The sequence below is a fragment of the Klebsiella sp. GFKo11 genome, assembly GCF_056490265.1.
This window is the reverse complement of the sequence record NZ_CM151369.1, coordinates 3,303,651-3,319,773: the sequence shown is the minus strand read 5'-3', so window position 1 is coordinate 3,319,773 and position 16,123 is coordinate 3,303,651. Positions and strand designations below refer to the sequence as shown.

Genomic DNA, 16,123 nt, shown 5'->3' with positions numbered 1-16,123 from the left:
TAGCGATAACATTTTATTTTGCAGATCGTTGATTCTATTGAGGATGCGCAGGAGCAGGCTGGCAATTGCGTAGGGCTTCATCAATAATGCCCACAACAAACGACTCAACACGGGGACTTAGTCGTGAAAAGCAGAAAACCGACGCGTGCACCGACGCTGGATGATGTTGCCCGTACCGCCGGGCTGTCGTCGATGACGGTCAGTCGGGCGCTGAATACGCCGCAGCTGGTCAGGCCAAAAACGGTAGAAAAGGTGATGCAGGCGGTGCAGGCCACGGGCTATATCACCAATGCGCTGGCCGGTGGCCTGGCGTCACGGCGCAGCAAGCTGGTTGCGGTGGTGGTGCCGCAAATCAACAACAATATGTTTGTCGATACCATCCAGGCGCTGAGCGATACCCTGGCGGCGCGCGGTTACCATATGCTGCTGTGCGTGGCGGGCTACAGTCGGCAGACCGAAGCCGAGCTGGTGGCAACCCTGCTTTCGCGACGCCCGGATGGCGTGGTGTTGACCGGGATCCAGCACGCTCCGGCGCTAAAGAAAACCATTCTTAATGCCGCCACACCGGTGGTGGAAATTTGGGATTTGACGCCGACGCCACTGGATATGCTGGTGGGCTTTTCCCATGAAAAAGTGGGCGAGACCATCGGCGAGTATTTGCTGGAAAAAGGCTATCGCCGTCCGGGACTGCTGTGGGCAGGGGACTCGCGTGCGACCCTGCGTAAACAGGGGCTGTGCGCCCGGCTGGCTAAACACGGTTTTGAAGATGCGCCGCAGGTCGAAGTGCCGCTTCCGGCATCGCTGGCGCTCGGGCGCCGCGGCCTGGCTGAGCTGCTCGGTTCCGGCGAGTTTGACGTTATTGTCTGCAGTTCCGATACCCTGGCACAAGGGGCGATTATGGAAGCCGAAAGCCGCGGTCTGCGCGTACCGGAGGACTTGGCGGTGATCGGCTTTGGCGATCTGGATTTCGCCGCCAGCAACCGTCCGGCTATTACCACCGTCAGCGTTGACCGCCACGCCATCGGTGAGCAGGCGGCAACTTTGTTAGCCGACCGCATCGAAGGCAGCGGAGAAGAAGAGGTGATTGTTGATATCGGCTTTCACCTGGTGGTGCGGGAGTCGGCGTAGAGTTGTTAAAGGGGGAATGGGGTATTCCCCCTTTGGTGCGTTTCAACCTGTTGATTATCTGAACAGGTCAATCAACTGTAGCAGTGCCAGAATCAGCTCCATTACAGCGATGATCACAGACAGTAAGTCCATTACATCCGCTCTCCGTACTTGCGGAGCGCAATGCCAGCGTCTTACCCTAACATTGCCTGTCAACGCTGGTTGTACGTTTGTCGGGACGTCATGCCGCACTCCAAACCGGGGCACTACCCGCGGCACCACCCGTCCGGCAGCCAGGGCTTGAATCAGTTGCGATCTGGCGTACGGAATATCCGACGAGGGGTATTATAGGATGTTGTCTTTTATTGGCAATGGGTCATCGCAGAGCTATACTCAGCCTGTCGGGACGTTCCATGTCGCGTTATACCGCTCAGTCTCTGGCTTAGATACTGAGGGTAGAAAATAAAAAGCCCTGCCTCACCAGCAGGGCTTTTTTGTATCTTGCGAGGCGGATTCCGCTTTGAAACTCATTCTATTTCCTTTTGTCGCCTCTTCGTTCTTCGAGTCTGTAAAATCAGGCTTTGGGGTACTAGGGGATCACAAAAGAGCTGCGTCGCAACGAGTAGATTTAGGCACAAAATGAGAACTGAACGATGTGCGCTATGATAGCTTTATCGTTCTGACAATAAGGAGCCTGCTATGCCACACGTAGATATTAAATGTTTCCCCCGCGATCTGAACGATGAACAAAAAACGGCGCTGGCTGCCGATATTACCGAAGTGTTGGTTCGCCATCTGAGCAGTAAAGACAGCTCGGTAAGCGTGGCCCTCAAACAGATTGAACCGAGCGACTGGCAGCAGGTCTGGGACAGCGAAATCGCCCCGCAGATAGAGCAGTTGATTAAGAAACCGGGTTACAGTATGTAACTGCGCTGCCTTCCCGGAGGCGATGCTATGCATCTGTCCGGGCTACCCGTCTTCAGCTGTCTGTGAGCCCGTAGATACTGTGAGCATCGGCAACCATTTTTAGTTGCGGGGCTCTCTCCGGTTTCTGGATGACAGACACACCACCGACAGCACCCTCTGGGTGCTGTTTTTCTATTCCCGCAGTCTTTTCGTCCCTACGCTACCGCTATTCCATGTTGTGACGCATCGAACGGCTCCCCTGACTTCAGCACTCCGTACGCCACCTGCGCCAGCTTGCGCATCATCGCCCCTATGATAACTTTCGCGCGTTTGCCATTCCCTTCCAGTCTCTTTCTGAACGCTTTTCCCCACGCCGTGTGATACAGCGCTGATATTGCTGGCATATATAATGCTCTGCGCAACTGAACCGGACCCGCTTTACTCATCCGGCTCGCCCGCATCACGCTACTGCCTGACTCATGCTGCACCGGCGTCAGCCCTGCATACGCGGCGAACTGCCGCGCTGTGGCAAACCTCAGCTTCAGTCCCGTATACGCCAGCAGGACCGCCGCCGTTTTCTCGCCGATACCCGGGATGCTGTTCAGCAGCTTCCGCCGTTGCTTCATATCCGGGTCGTTGTCCGTCAGGTCTTTTATCTGTTTTTCGATACGTTTCAGTTCAGCACTCAGGCACTCCAGGAGCACATCGATGCTCGCTAACTGGACCTCCGGGGCTGTTTCCTGACGGTTTTTCTCCTGCGTCTGCATCTCTGTCAGCGCCTGATGCCGTAACACCAGCGCTTTCAGGGCTCGCTCTGTCGGGTGCGGTGCCTCCCATGCTGACGGACGTTTCTCCCGGCAGAAGTGCGCCAGCATACGGGCATCGACTTTGTCGGTTTTACTGCGCAACCCTTCACTACGGGCGAAGGCGGCACTCAGGGCGGGGTTGATAATGGAGACGGTATAACCGGCATCACTCAGATACGCGGCAGCCTCTTCCATGTAGGTACTGGTGGACTCCATGCAGACATGGGCATGGTTCACATCATGGCTGCGAAGCCAGCGGACAAGCGCTTCATGTCCGGAGGGCGTATTTTCGAATTTTTTACCGCGATGTCGACCATCAGGGCGCAGGATATCAACATCGAGCTTAGCTTTGGCAACATCAATGCCGATGAAGTGCAGTTCATTTTCCATAGTGAAACCAACCTTGCGAATACGGGTTACCGGTGAAAGCCGGTCCATGATACTGTCCGGTTTATCACATGAGAAAGAACGGCGGTCCGGTGCAAAGGATCTACGGAACAGGCGCGAAAGCCTAAGCCCGGACACGGCATCCGGACCGCCATCAGAGAGAACTGGCCGGTTCTTTCTGATGGAGTCATCATACAAGCCCGGGCAGGCGCTTTGCGCCGCCCCCGGGAGGAACACGGCGCCGTGCTGCTGTATCAGAACCAAATCTCCGTCTGCACGCCGAAGTTCCAGTTACCACCGGCGGTAAAGCCTTTGCTGCCGAAATCGTCGTTAATCGCGTAGCGATCAAGGTCTTTATCCCAGTTCATCCATGTCACGAAGAAACGGATCTCCGGGCGCGCTTTAATATCAAACACATCGCCCACTTTGAACGTCGGGGCGAATGTCAGCTTATAAAAATCGCCGCTCACCGCCTGGTATTGATGCACGCCGTCATTGTAACGATAGCTTCTCCCGTTTGGATTGAGGTCCATATACTGCCAGGAAGCCTCATACAGCAGGGCAAAGTTGCGGGTGATCCCCTGAGACACCCGCAGGTTGAAGGTTGCCCAATCGTAGCGGTCGCCATCGCGGTAGCGGTCTTCGCTGTGCTGGGCGATAACCGATGGTGCCAACTGCCAGTTTTTCCCCAGCGGCAAAATTCCGTATGATGCAAAGCGCAAGGATTTTGCATTCTCGGTGAGATCGCCATCGCTGCCGGGCTGACGCGCTTCGGCCCCAAGGCCACCGCCGTACTGTAAGGCGCTTTCGGATACCCCTGGCGCCAGGCCGTAGAACTGCTGCTTATCGTGATAAGCCAGCATCGCGTAATAACCGCTCTTCGCCGTATTATCGCTACGCAGGGCATAGCTACCGGTGGTCGAGGTGTTATCCTTCAGGTCATCGTTGCCCTGGGCAGTCATCGCCGTGGTCATCAACTGCCAGTTGTTCCAGAAGTGGTTCGCCGTGAACATCAGGTTCTGAATATCGTTGTCTTCGTAGTTATCGCTGCCCAGATCGCCGAAATTACGTGCATAAACCGAATAATCACCGCGCAGATGGCTGCCCCAGGCCACGTCGTTGATGCCGCCGCCGGTACCACCAAGGAACATAATGTCGCTATCGGTAAAGTGAATATCGAAGTTATCGCGGTCGAATCGCTTGCCCGCCCAGATTGAGGCGCTCTTAAACGGCCCGGAAAAATCAGCGAAGTTGCCCATTTCAACGTACAGCTGGCGTACGTTAAGGTGGTGGCTGTCGTTATCCTGCACCCAAGGGTCCGGGTTGGTCGCGCCATCGGCGAGCATGGTTTTAAAGTGCGCCCATGACCCGTCGCTGAAGGTCATTTTCTTGCCGAAACTCAACTCCACATAGTTATCTTTTTCATTGCCGAGACGGCCAACGTGGGCATCGCCGTTGAGCGAACTGGCCGGGGAGATCCCAGGACCACCTCGCGCGCCTTTACCGTGGCTATCAACCAGCATCCCGGAACGGGCGTAAGCGTTAAATTCAAAGCCGTCGGTAAGGCTGGATTTCGCCAGCTGTTTGTCGGTGGCCTGCTGTTTTTGCTCGGTCGCTGCGGTGCGCTGGCTCAGACCCTGTACCTGTTTTTCCGCTGCCGCCGCGCGCTGTTCTGCGGCGCTGGTGCGTTGTTCCGCCTGCTGTGCCCGACGGTTGGCTTCTCCCGCTTCTTGCTCCGCATGATTAAGCCGGGCCTCCAGCTGCGCCAGCCGTTGTTCGATGGTGAGAGGCGCGGCACTCGCGCCCCAGGCCGAAAAAAGGGCGCAGCAAACCGCTGCGCTAATCAAAGAGATACGCATACGAATCCTTATTTTTCCAGAAGTAGTGCGGTGTTGTACGCCTTACAGAGCGTGGTTTTCTCCAGATACCGACGAAGTGTCCGACGGCGCGCGGCGTCCGGCGTCGAGGTCGGCGCGGATCTGCTCGTACTGGTCGTCCAGGCGATAGAAGCGACCAATCCACAGCATTGAGGCAACAATCAGCAATGCCGGAATGTAGAGATAACAGGCTTTAATCGCCAGCATCGCGCTGTCGCTTTGCGCCTGGTTGGCGATATAGCCGCCGGAAGAGAGCAGCACGCCGGTAATCGCCCCTGCGCCTGCCATGGCGACTTTGCCGAGGAAGCCATTGATCGAGGTTAAAATCCCGGCGGTGTTGATACCGGTTTTCCATACCCCGTAATCCACCGGATCGGCCTGCATCGAGAAGTAGATCGCCGTGCGTTGCCCTGCGCCGAGCGACAGAACCACCGCACCGGCAATCAGTCCCCAGCTATTAACGCCTGCCGCCATCATCATGCCCATCCCGACAAGGTTGATCGCGCTGGCAATCAGATAAACATGGCGTTTTTTCATGCGGCTGGCGAGCAGCGGCACGGTGAGGGTGCCGAGTAGTGGAACAAAAGTGGAGATCCCGGCAACGATCGCCGTCAGATCGTTATTGCCAACGTAGTAGTGGAAGAAGTAAACCAGCGCGCCGGTCTGGAAGAAGAACGCTCCCCACATCAGGAAAATATTAATGGCGAACACAAACCACGGACGGTTGGCGCGCAGGCTGACCCAGGCGCGTTTTAAGGTCATGCGTTCCTGAGTAATGCTGATATTTTCTTTGACGTTACGAAAACTCACCAGCAGGAAAAAGGTGGCAATCACGCCGAAAATGACCGCGGTATAGAAGAAACCGTGTTCCTGATTACCTTTGCCTAACGTGCCGACGAGGGGGAGAGTAGCGACCGCAACAATCGTCGCCCCAAGCGATCCCAGCAGAATACGCACCGCTGACAGGGTCGTGCGCTCCCGCGAGTCGTTCGTCAGAAACGGCAGCATCGCGCAGAACGGAATGTTGACGATGGTGTAGAGAAACGACAGGCACAGATAGGTGATAAACGCGTAAATCAGCTTACCAGTGGTGCCGAAATCGGGCACGTAGAAGGCGAGAATACACAACAGCCCAAAAGGCACCGCGCCAATCAACAAGTACGGACGGCAGTGCCCCCAGCGGGTGGTGGTGTTGTCGATAACCAGCCCCATCAGTACGTCGGCAACGCCATCCACCAGACGCGTGACGAGGAACATCAGGCCGACATAATAGGCAGGAAGGCCCATCACGTCGGTGTAAAAGAACATCAGATAAAGAGAAATCATCTGCCACACAAGGTTGCAGGAGAGGTCAGCGATGCCGTAGCCAACGCGCTGCCGCCACAGGGTAAAAGTTGTTTCTGCCATAAAATGAACTCGCTTATCGTTGTTGTTAAAGTCCGTACTGGCGAATAAACCAGGCCGGGGTACAGCTCCACGCATGGCAATAACTGTTTATCAGTTTGCTGCCATAAGGGGAAAACTCAGGGCGCGCCGGGTCAAAAATTTCCCAAAAGGTGTCCGCGCCGTAATCGACCATTGCGCCCCAGTAGGCTTTGATCTGCGCAATTGCTTCATCGCGCAGCCCGCACTGCAACAGGGCGGCGATATAGTGGTGGCGCAGATAGGGCGTGTTCATGGCGATAGCGGGGGGATTTTTCTCCAGGTTACGCATAATCTCCTGGCGCTGCTGAGGAGTACCGACTTCCGCCAGTACCAGCCAGATTTGCGAAGCCCACGAAACCTGTCGCTGCGCGCCGCTAACGTAAAAGCCTTGCTGTTCGTCCCATAACGTATCAAGCGCCGCCGCTTTGAGCTGTTGCAGGCAGGTGCGATAGCTCGCCGCCCGTTCAGGTTCAAAACGTTCCGCCAGCCAGATGGCACGCTGTAGGCAGTAAATCAGCACCCCTTGCGCGGCGGCCTGTTTATTCAACGACTCTTGCCAGTCGATAAATACCCACCAGTCGTCGCTATCGCGCACAAGGCCTGAGTCGTCGCAGCGGGTCAGCGCTAGCTCGATCTGTCGCTTAGCCGTGGGCCACAACTCGCGAGCGGTGGCAATATCCTCAGCGCTTTGCAGATAGTTGTAGAGAACATCGACAAAAAACAGTGAGTAATCAAACAGGAAGGTGTCATCAGCAATGACATCCGGCTGGACGAAAACGTTGGCCGACACCATGCCATCTTCTCGGGTATGTCCGGCGAAGAGGTACAGGCAGCGGCGCACCAGGTCGTGTCGGCAGAAAGTCACATCGTTGACCAGCGCCTGCAGGCGTAAATCGCCGAGCCACAGGCGGCGATCACGTTTAGGGCCGTCTTCGAAGACTTCCTGCATGCAGTTTTGCAGAGTCAGAACGGCAATCTGGTCGATCTCTCGCAGTTGCGGATCGGCGGAGATGCTCGCTGGACAAGTTTGGGTAGCCGAGGTCACGGCGTTCACCTGTATCTGGTCGAAACACAGGCGGAATTTACTCGATACCGCTTTGACCTCGATTTTCAGGTAGCGGAAGCAGTAGCGGCGCGGCAGGTCAATCTCTGCGGGCAGTACGTCAAGCCACAGATCCTGCTGCTGTAGCCAACTGCTGCTGAGCCAGCCCTGGTATTCGCTGAAGGATTCGCAGACTTCGCTGAGGGTTTCGCCAAAGGTGAATTGCAGGTGTGCAGGGGCATCCGGCGGGCTTCCTGCGCTCTGGCAGAGCAAATGCAGGTAGCCGACGTAGTGGCTGCCAAAATCGATGATGACGCTATCGCCGCTGGTCAGTTCGCGCTGATAAAAGGCCTCCAGGGTACTCACCGTTTCAGCACGCCAGCCAAATAGCGCGCGGGAGTCAGTCTGGGCTTCTATCACGGCGACAGGCGGGTGTAATTCGCTGCGCAGCGAGGGCCGGAGCACCTCGGCGGTGCGTAAAAAATCCTGGTGACGGGTCATCTTGACCTGAGAATTATGCTGAATAGCCTGTGACATACTGCGTCCTCTGTGTTTATTTGAGTGCAGCATAAGATGCCGCTGCCTGCGGCAACCACTCTGGCAATGCCAAAGCGTTTGAGAAAATGGCAATGATGGTGGGATGGAGAGGTTGGCGATCACAATTCCATAAATCTTGCTCGTGACGACCGCCAAAATGCATTATCTTGCCACTGCGCCGTATGCCGTTTTGGACTTAATAAATGATGATGTTGACCGTTGAGTATTATTTCACCCATCCGCAGGATAAGCTGGGGATGTACGCTAGTGACCCGGAAGATAATAGCCATGAGCATAGTCATGAGTTTGCCGAACTGGTGATTGTTGAAGAGGGACACGGTTTACACGTTATTAATGGTCGGCCTTTATATATTCAACAGGGCGATGTTTTTTACGTTCAGCCGGGCGATGTGCATTATTATGATGAGCTGGGGACGCTTAAGCTGATTAATGTGTTAATTAATCCGCTGGTTGAGTTTCGATATTTACAGCATCTTGATGCATTATTACAGAAGTTCTCGGCGCAGCAGGCCTCTTGCTACGGTTGGCTGGCCCCTGATACCCGTCATATCTGCCGGGAGCTGGTTGAAAAGATATTCTCGGCTGAATGCCAGCAGGCTGAAAATAGCGCACTGCGCGAAGCTGCGTTTTTCCAGCTCGTTACCACCATTTTGCATGCGGAATCAGAGGCCGAATATAGCAATACAAAGTATAAACTACATAAGTTGCTTACCTGGCTGCAGGAGCACTGTTTTGAAGAGCATAATTGGCAGCAATTGGCGGAGAAATTTCATCTGACCACGCGAACCGCTTTTCGCCATATTAAAGAGGCCACCGGGCTGACGCCGGATAATTATTTAAAACGCCTGCGTTTAGTCTCGGCCCGCGTAAAATTACGCGAAACCGATATGACGATTACAGAAGTAGCTTATTTATGCGGTTTCGCGAACAGTAACCACTTCACCACCTTATATAAAAAAGTGTTTGGCCTGACCCCCAGCGAAGACCGGCGTCGACTGCTGCGCTGAGACAAAGATTATTTCAACGGCACATTTTGTTCCTTTGCCCATTTGCGCAAACGACCACAGGCGTTGGCATAAGGTGACGAGGTGTTGAAGGAGATCATTCGCCCCAGCGTCCATTTGCCATACCACGGTTGGCCGTAAAGCGTGTTGTCATCCCGCGCTTCGATGCAGGCGGCAATCTGCTGCTTCGCCTGATGCAGGGCAGTAAGCAGAGCAGGGTAATTCAGCGATGGATAATCGGCATAGAACTTCTGCGCCAGCAGTCCGAGCTGGTTCCATTTAAAGCCGGTTTCCGGGAAGTCGATAGGTTGCCGGGTTTCGTCAAGAGTTATCCATTTGAGCACCAGCTCATTCCATCCCAGCAGATAGCAGACCAGATCGCGAACGCTCATCATCGTACCCTGCGCGTGACCAGCCAGGGTCTTTTCGTACGTTTTATCTTCGGGAATATGTGCCAGGTAATCGGCCAATTTAGCGAAGTTTTTTTCGATGGCTGCCAGTAGCTGATCCTGGGTTTGCGGTACGCTCATAGCGAGTTCCTTTCTAAGTGACATGATTCCCCGGAGGCGATGCTGCGCATCTGTCCGGGCTACCCGTCTTCAGACGTCTGCGAACCGGTAGCCCGGGCAGGCGCTTTGCGCCGCCCCCGGGGGAAGCGCGCAGAGAATCAACCTAGCGCGCTCAGATGCTCTTCAAGACTACCGGTGTTCGCGGCGGCATTGATATGTTCAAAATAATCATACCAGCCGCTGGCGGCGATACCAGCCAACAGCGCATCGCGGGCCTGAGCGTCAGGAAAACGCCAGATCCCTAAAAAACGGTGTGGGGAAGCTTTATCGATAGCGGTATCGGTCTGCGCCAGCGTCAGGAGTTCAACGCCCCATTGCGCGAGGCCGCTCATCCCAGACTGAATGCCATTGATAAACTGCTGACGCTGCTCCACAGACAGCGCGCACCAGGCGGAGTTAGGGGTATAAAGTTCGACTAAATAGTGGGACATAACGGGTGACTCCTTTGGGTTGATATCCAGATCATGAGAGACTTTTTCCTGCCAGCGTACCGGCGGCGACTTTCGCCAACAGTTCGGATAGCTGGGTGCGTTCCTGCGCTGAGAGATGGCTGAATAAGCCTGCAATCCAACGGCCGTGCTGGGCGAAGACGTTGCCGATAAGCTGCTTGCCCTCAGGGGTTAATGCGATGCGCATGGCCCGGCCATCAAGAGGGTCGGCATGACGCTCAATTAACTGGTCACGCTCAAGACCGTTAAGCAGCCCGGTAATGGTTGCCCGGGTGACGCCTGCTTTTTCCGCCAACACGTTGGGAGCGAGACCGTCGGTTGCGGCATCGAGCAAAAACAGCAGCACGAAACGTCCCTCGGATAATCCCCACGGAGCCAGCAGCGTTGCGCAATCGCGGTCGATGGCAGCCGCTAACGATAGAGTTTGAAAACAGAGGCGGATATTGTCGACGTCAGCAAGCTGATGACGCTCGGCCTCCTGCAGCAGCGAAAGGTATTTTTGTTCAAGTTCCATATCAGCCTCAGCCATATAGTATGGCGACTAACTATATGGCTGAAGCGATAGACGATCAAGCGAAAAATGTGGAGATTGATGACAAGTCTTGCCTGAACGTCGAGCCTGTTTTTTTGCCGGATGGCGGCTGACGCTTTACTCGGCGTTGGACATTTCCCGGAGGCGATGCTGCGCATCTGTCCGGGCTACCGTTCTCAACAATCTGCGGGTCGGTAAGGTTTACTCTTCCGGGGTATTAGCCTGTACGTGGCGACCGCTGGCGACAAAATTTCCTGTGCCGAGATGATGCAGCGTATTGATCTTATCGTCGTCGAACTGCCAGCGACCGGTGACGAACGCGCGCTCATCTGCAGCGGCGGAAACCACCTCGCCAAACAGGGTGTCGTACTGCTCCTGGGCTGCGGTTGGCGGCAGCAGGCGGCACTCCATCCACGCCAGACATTTCTCTTCGATCAGCGGTAATCCCAGTTCCGGGCCTTGCACTACCGGAATGCCGTAAGCGTTAAATTTATCCTCATCGCGCCCGCTGATGCTGCCGACCGCGTAGGTCCAGCTGGCGGCTTCCACCCCTGGGACGACGATGCCGAAGGTGCCGTTGCGCTCAATAATTTCCCGCGTCCAGGCGCTTTTATCCACCACGATAGCCAGCCTTGGCGGCGCGAACTCCACCGGCATCGACCACGCGGCGGCCATGACGTTACGGCGTTGAGACTGGGCGTCATAGCTGGTTATCAGAATGGTCGGGCCATGATTAAGCAGGCGACTGGCGTACTGGAGTTCCACGTGGCGAAAACGGCTCATATGCGTTCCTTGGTAAATGGGTCTGATGCCTGACCACACGTTAATCCGCAATGAAAATGTAATCAATACGTCATACAGGCTCCCTATAGTCGGCGGCACTAAGTCCCAAAGAGGATCACAATATGTTAGCTCCCCTGAATTTATCTCAGGTGAGCGCGGCCCGGCGGATGTTGACCGCTGGCAGAGCATCGCTTTCCCAATGGGGAGGGCGATAATGCGCGCGCTTACCGGCATCAAACTCGACGGTGTTTCCTTCGCCTTCGGCACTCATACCGTTCTTAATCAGATCAGTCTGCATATCGACGCGGGCAGCATCGTTGCGCTGCTGGGGCCTTCGGGCTGCGGCAAAAGCACGCTGCTGCGCTTGCTCGCTGGGCTAACCGTACCTGCCCGCGGTGAAATTCACTTCGGCGATCGTCTGGTGGCGAAAACCGGCTGGGGAATGCCCCCGGAACAGCGCGATCTCGGTATGGTCTTTCAGGACTATGCTCTGTGGCCGCATATGACGGCCGCGCAGAACGTGGCTTTTCCGCTGCGTATGCGCGGTGTAGCGCGTCACGAACGGCAAAAGCGCGTCGAGGAGGCGCTGGCGATGGTCGGTCTCAACGGCTTTGCTGACCGCAAACCGTCGGGGCTTTCCGGCGGTCAGCAGCAGCGCGTCGCCCTGGCCCGCGCCATTGTGGCAGAACCCCGCGTGCTGCTGTTTGATGAGCCGCTCTCCAACCTTGACAGCGAACTGCGCGAGTCGCTATGCGTGGAGATGAGCCGCCTGCTGCGTCAGTTGGGGATTACAGCCGTCTACGTCACCCACGACCGTCGCGAAGCCGAGCTGCTGGCAGACAAGATTGTGCATTTATCTGCGGGCAGCATTGCTGCCGTCCGCGCCGTTACTTCATCCTCAGGGGAACCCGCATGAAAACCGTTATGACCATTAAGACAGGAGTTGCGCTCGCGATTATGTTATCGACCACCATGATCTCCAGCGCCCACGCGCTGACCGTATACACCGCCGGTCCGGGCTCTCTGGCGAAAAGTCTCGCCAGCGGCTATGAGAAGAAAACTGGGGTGAAGGTGAATATTTTCCAGGCCACTACCGGCAAGGTGATGGCGCGTCTTGAAGCCGAACAGGCGAACCCGCAGGCGGACGTGCTGATCTCCGCTTCCTGGGATACGGCGGAGGATTTGCATAACCGCGGCTGGCTGCTGGCGTATCAGAGCGTTAATGCCGATAAGGTTCCGGCGAATCTGAAATCCGCTGATTACGTCGCTCAGGGTATTTCGGCGCTGGGGATCGTCTGGAACACCAAAAGCGGCACCCCGGAGCCGAAAGAGTGGCGCGACCTGACCGAAGCCGCGTTCAAAGATAAGGTCACCACGCCGGACCCGGCGCTCTCCGGCGCGTCGCTGGATTTGCTGATCGGGTTACAGAATGGCATGGGTGATAAAGCCTGGGCGCTGTTTGACGAGCTGAAAAAGAACGGCATGGTGGTCAGCGGGCCGAATGCCCAGGCGGTGACGCCGGTGATGCAGGGGGCGAAAGCGGCGGTCTTCGGCGCGGTGGACTATGTTTCTTACGGCAATATTCATCAGGGTGAATCGCTGAAGGTGATTTTCCCGGCCAGCGGTACGGTTATTGCGCCGCGTCCAATGATGATCCTTAAAACCAGCCAGCATGCAGACGATGCTAAAGCTTTTGTTGACTATGTCCTGTCCCCGGAAGGTCAGACGCTGGTCGCCGATGCCTGGTTAATGCCCGCCCGTAGCGATGTTCAGGCTAAGCGTCCGCTGCTCAATGAGCTGAAAATTCTGCCGACCACCAGCGATGGCAACAGCGAACGTAGCGCGGTCCTTTCACGTTTTAATTCGCTCTTCACGCAGTAAATCGATTTCCCCGGGTTGCGAAACGTTGCTTGGCCAAAGTAGCCCAGTCATACAGTAGCGCCACCGGGAAGATGCAACGCTGAGGTATCAGAGCCCGGTGCATTTCCCGGAGGCGGCGCTGGCGCGCCTGTCCGGGCTATCGGATCGCAGACGGGGATCGTTTCCAGGAAACTACCGTGAAACAGAAACTTATTTCGACGGGAACGCTAACGGCGCTGCTGGTGCTGGTGGCGTTACCGCTCTTTTTTATCGTCCTGCAGGCGATATTCCCCCAGTTTAGCGCCGGTTCGCTGGGCGGCGCGTTTAGCGGCGTATCGTCGCTGATTGCCGACCCGCAGCTGCCGACGATGCTTGGCGGCACCCTATGGGTGGCCTGCGGCGTAGCGCTGATGAGCGTGATTATCGGTTTGCCGCTGGGCGTGCTGCGCGGATTGTTTAACTTGCCGCTGCCGCGCCTGTGGGATCTGCTATTTCTGATCCCCTTTCTTACGCCACCGTATATTGCCGCGCTGTCATGGATGCTGGTACTGCAAAGCAACGGCTATCTGCAACAGCTGACCGGCTGGGATCTGAACGATCTGCTGTTCAGCCGCAGCGGGATCGTGCTGGTGATGACCCTCAACATCTTCCCGGTGGTCTATTTTGCGGTCTCGCGCAGTCTGCTGGCGAGCGGTCAGCGGCTGGCGATAGTGGCGCGGGTGCACGGAGCCAGCGCCTGGCGGGCGTTCTGGCATATCACGTTGCCGATGCTTTCTCCGGCGCTGGCGGCGGGGATGCTGCTGGCGTTTACCCTCGCCATTGAAGAGTATGGCGTTCCGGCGGCGCTCGGTTCGCGGGCGGGGCTGGTGATGCTCACCGTCGGGATAGAGAAAAAGCTCGCCGACTGGCCTATCGACCTGCCGGGTGCATCGCTGCTGTCGTTGCTGCTGATTGCGGTAGCGCTGCTGGCCTGGTGGCTGCAAAAGCGGCTGGTCGGCGATAAAGAAGTGACCAGCGTAACCGGCAAGCCGGGAGAGAATAGCGGGGCGGATTTAGGCTGGCTGGCGCTTCCGGCGGTGTTGTTTATGGCGGGTATCGGCGGACTGGCGGTGCTGCTGCCGGGGGCATCGATGGTGCTGACCAGCCTGATGGGGACGCTGTCGGGTGGTATTCATGCCGACAATTTTACCTTCAGGCATTTCGATGCGCTGTTTGCCCAGCAGGGCGATGCGCTGTCAGCGCTGGGGACCAGCCTTTCGCTGGCGCTGGCTTCAGCGTTGATCGTCGGCCTGATTGGTCTTCTGGCTGCCTGGCTGGTATTGGTGCAGAAAATCAGAGGGAGTGCGATTGTCGATGCATTATCGCTGATGCCAGCAGCGCTGCCGGGCGTGGTGGTCGGCGTTGGGCTGATTCTGCTGTGGAATCAGCCGTTCTGGCCGGTTTCTCCCTATAACACCTGGTTTATGCTGCTGCTTTCTTATTGCTGTCTGCTGCTGCCGTGGCCGGTGCGCTATGTCGGCAGCGCGCTGCGCCAACTCGGTAATAACCTTGAACCGGCGGCGCGGGTGCATGGCGCAACGCCATTGCAGGCGCTACGTTTGATCGTTCTGCCGCTGGTATTTCCGGCGCTGCTGGCGGCGATGCTGATGGTGTTTGCCGTGGCTTCCCGCGAGCTGGTGACCTCGCTGCTGCTGGCTCCGGCGGGGACGCAAACTGTGGCGGTGTTTATCTGGCGTCAGTTTGAGCAGGGCTCGGTAGGACAGGGGATGGCAATGGCTTCCCTGACGCTATTTACTGGCCTGGCTTTAATGCTCAGCGCGCTGGCGCTGATGCAGCGGGGCACGCGTGAATAAAGGCGATCGCACAAAATAGCTGGTCAGGCAGAAAAAACAGGCTATAAATGTCGGACACCGATTGCTGGAGGCATTGATGAGTCCATTTTTAAGCGCCTATTTTTCTCGTCTGGGCTGGACGGGAACCCCTGAAGTATCGATTAACACCTTGCGTGAACTGCATATCCACCATAACGGCGCGATCCCGTTTGAGAACCTGGATGTGTTGCTGCCCAGAGAGATGCATCTCGACGATCGGACGCTGGAAGATAAGTTGATTCATGGCCGTCGTGGCGGTTACTGCTTTGAGCAAAATGGTCTGCTGGAGAGGGCGCTGCGCGAGATGGGCTTTAACGTGCGCAGCCTGCTGGGGCGAGTGGTGCTGGCCAATCCACCGCATATGCCGCCGCGCACTCATCGGCTGTTGCTGGTGGAGGTTGAGGGCGAGCGTTGGATTGCCGATGTCGGCTTTGGCGGTCAGACCCTGACCGCGCCGATTCGGCTGCTGGCGGATGTTGAACAAACCACGCCGCACGGTGAGTATCGCCTGATTTATGAAGGGGATGAATGGGCGCTGCAGTTCAGCCATCACGGTCACTGGCAGTCGATGTACCATTTTGATTTGGGTCGTCAGTACGCTTCTGACTACGTGATGGGCAACTTCTGGTCGGCGCACTGGCCGCAGTCGCACTTCCGTCACCATCTGCTGATGTGTCGCCATTTACCGGACGGTGGCAAGATGACGTTAACCAATTTCCACTTTACCCATTGGGATAAAAACCATGTGGTCGAAAAGCTGGACTTACCGGACGTTCCGGCGCTGTACGAAGCGTTGCAAACACGTTTCGGCCTCGGTGTTGACGATGCGAAATATGGCTTTAGCGAAGCGGAGTTAGCGGCGGTGATGGCGGCGTTTGATACGCATCCGGAGGCGGGGAAGTAGGTTTTGACGTTTTACCCTCACCCTAACCCTCCCCCTGGAAGGG

At 56.5% G+C, this 16,123-nt stretch carries 15 protein-coding genes; 7 read left to right on the top strand and 8 right to left on the bottom strand.

The window, feature by feature from the left end:
* Window positions 1-123 precede the first annotated feature (123 nt).
* Window positions 124-1,128: a LacI family DNA-binding transcriptional regulator gene (locus AC07P6_RS16160; protein ID WP_304259388.1), complete on the top strand. Its 1,005-nt coding sequence runs from the start codon at window positions 124-126 to the stop codon at window positions 1,126-1,128.
* Between the two features lie 678 nt (window positions 1,129-1,806).
* Window positions 1,807-2,034 carry a tautomerase PptA gene (gene pptA, locus AC07P6_RS16155; protein WP_434663611.1) on the top strand — a complete coding sequence of 76 codons (228 nt, stop codon included), beginning with the start codon at window positions 1,807-1,809 and terminating at the stop codon, window positions 2,032-2,034.
* Between the two features lie 194 nt (window positions 2,035-2,228).
* Here the strand turns inward: pptA and AC07P6_RS16150 are convergent, their stop codons facing one another.
* The 4 genes from AC07P6_RS16150 to AC07P6_RS16135 form a co-directional block, all read right to left on the bottom strand.
* Window positions 2,229-3,209: an IS110 family RNA-guided transposase gene (locus AC07P6_RS16150; protein WP_478316951.1), complete on the bottom strand. Its 981-nt coding sequence runs from the start codon at window positions 3,207-3,209 to the stop codon at window positions 2,229-2,231.
* Between the two features lie 251 nt (window positions 3,210-3,460).
* Complete coding sequence (locus tag AC07P6_RS16145; RefSeq protein ID WP_475700121.1) at window positions 3,461-5,065, bottom strand: carbohydrate porin; 1,605 nt, start codon at window positions 5,063-5,065, stop codon at window positions 3,461-3,463.
* A 42-nt stretch (window positions 5,066-5,107) separates the two neighbouring features.
* Window positions 5,108-6,490, bottom strand: coding sequence for a glycoside-pentoside-hexuronide (GPH):cation symporter (locus AC07P6_RS16140; RefSeq protein WP_478313687.1), 1,383 nt, complete (start codon window positions 6,488-6,490; stop codon window positions 5,108-5,110).
* 25 nt (window positions 6,491-6,515) lie between these two features.
* Window positions 6,516-8,087 carry an alpha-L-rhamnosidase-related protein gene (locus AC07P6_RS16135; RefSeq protein WP_478313686.1) on the bottom strand — a complete coding sequence of 524 codons (1,572 nt, stop codon included), beginning with the start codon at window positions 8,085-8,087 and terminating at the stop codon, window positions 6,516-6,518.
* Window positions 8,088-8,290: 203 nt separating this feature from the next.
* On the opposite strand from AC07P6_RS16135, the gene AC07P6_RS16130 reads away from it, so the two are divergent.
* Window positions 8,291-9,115 carry a helix-turn-helix domain-containing protein gene (locus AC07P6_RS16130; protein ID WP_475700124.1) on the top strand — a complete coding sequence of 275 codons (825 nt, stop codon included), beginning with the start codon at window positions 8,291-8,293 and terminating at the stop codon, window positions 9,113-9,115.
* Between the two features lie 8 nt (window positions 9,116-9,123).
* Here AC07P6_RS16130 and AC07P6_RS16125 read toward each other — a convergent pair whose 3' ends face one another.
* The 4 genes from AC07P6_RS16125 to AC07P6_RS16110 all read right to left on the bottom strand — a co-directional run bounded on the left by AC07P6_RS16125 (window position 9,124) and on the right by AC07P6_RS16110 (window position 11,445).
* A complete protein-coding gene (locus AC07P6_RS16125; RefSeq protein WP_478313685.1) occupies window positions 9,124-9,642 on the bottom strand; it encodes a ClbS/DfsB family four-helix bundle protein in 519 nt (172 codons plus the stop codon).
* Window positions 9,643-9,779: 137 nt separating this feature from the next.
* Complete coding sequence (locus AC07P6_RS16120; protein ID WP_478313683.1) at window positions 9,780-10,112, bottom strand: DUF6616 family protein; 333 nt, start codon at window positions 10,110-10,112, stop codon at window positions 9,780-9,782.
* 31 nt (window positions 10,113-10,143) lie between these two features.
* Window positions 10,144-10,644 (bottom strand): MarR family winged helix-turn-helix transcriptional regulator, encoded by a 501-nt coding sequence (locus AC07P6_RS16115; protein ID WP_139538247.1) that lies wholly within the window; start codon window positions 10,642-10,644, stop codon window positions 10,144-10,146.
* Between the two features lie 219 nt (window positions 10,645-10,863).
* Entirely contained in the window at window positions 10,864-11,445 is a 582-nt protein-coding gene (locus AC07P6_RS16110; protein WP_110274163.1) for a flavin reductase family protein, read from the bottom strand.
* Between the two features lie 211 nt (window positions 11,446-11,656).
* Here AC07P6_RS16110 and AC07P6_RS16105 point away from each other — a divergent pair, with 211 nt between their 5' ends.
* The 4 genes from AC07P6_RS16105 to nhoA all read left to right on the top strand — a co-directional run bounded on the left by AC07P6_RS16105 (window position 11,657) and on the right by nhoA (window position 16,080).
* Complete coding sequence (locus AC07P6_RS16105) at window positions 11,657-12,361, top strand: ABC transporter ATP-binding protein (protein WP_434664080.1); 705 nt, start codon at window positions 11,657-11,659, stop codon at window positions 12,359-12,361.
* On the top strand, window positions 12,358-13,326 hold the full coding sequence (locus AC07P6_RS16100; RefSeq protein WP_478313681.1) for an ABC transporter substrate-binding protein: 969 nt from the start codon (window positions 12,358-12,360) through the stop codon (window positions 13,324-13,326). The genes AC07P6_RS16105 and AC07P6_RS16100 overlap by 4 nt, the downstream gene beginning before the upstream one ends.
* A gap of 176 nt (window positions 13,327-13,502) precedes the next feature.
* Window positions 13,503-15,158, top strand: a complete 1,656-nt coding sequence (locus AC07P6_RS16095; RefSeq protein ID WP_478313680.1) for an ABC transporter permease — start codon at window positions 13,503-13,505, stop codon at window positions 15,156-15,158.
* Between the two features lie 76 nt (window positions 15,159-15,234).
* Window positions 15,235-16,080: an N-hydroxyarylamine O-acetyltransferase gene (gene nhoA, locus AC07P6_RS16090; RefSeq protein ID WP_110274167.1), complete on the top strand. Its 846-nt coding sequence runs from the start codon at window positions 15,235-15,237 to the stop codon at window positions 16,078-16,080.
* The last annotated feature ends 43 nt before the right edge of the window (window positions 16,081-16,123 follow it).